Annotated in this window: 1 protein-coding gene; it reads left to right on the top strand. The window is 69.9% G+C overall.

The window, feature by feature from the left end; genetic code table 11:
• A partial coding sequence (locus QZH66_RS18935) for a nucleoside recognition domain-containing protein (protein ID WP_305807309.1) occupies window positions 1-319 on the top strand: 319 nt, incomplete at both ends.

Genomic DNA, 319 nt, shown 5'->3' with positions numbered 1-319 from the left:
CGCTGATCATGGAGCTGCCGCCATACCGCTGGCCGAGCCCGCGCAACCTGGTGCGCGGGCTGGTCGAGCGCGCCGCCATCTTCCTGAAGCGCGTGGGCAGCATCATCCTGGCGCTCACGGTGCTGCTGTGGTTTCTGTCGACCTATCCCGCACCGCCCGCGGGCAGCGTGGGCCCGGCGATCCAGTACAGCCTGGCTGGCCAGCTGGGCCAGCTGCTCGAAGTGATCTTCGCGCCGCTCGGTTTCACCTGGCAGATCGCCGTCGCGCTGGTGCCCGGCATGGCAGCGCGCGAAGTGGTGGTGAGTGCGCTGGGCACGGT

The organism is Stenotrophomonas sp. YIM B06876 (assembly GCF_030711595.1).
Classification (GTDB): Bacteria; Pseudomonadota; Gammaproteobacteria; order Xanthomonadales; family Xanthomonadaceae; genus Stenotrophomonas.
The sequence above is the reverse complement of the archived record's forward strand: the minus strand, read 5'-3'. Positions and strand labels throughout refer to the sequence as shown.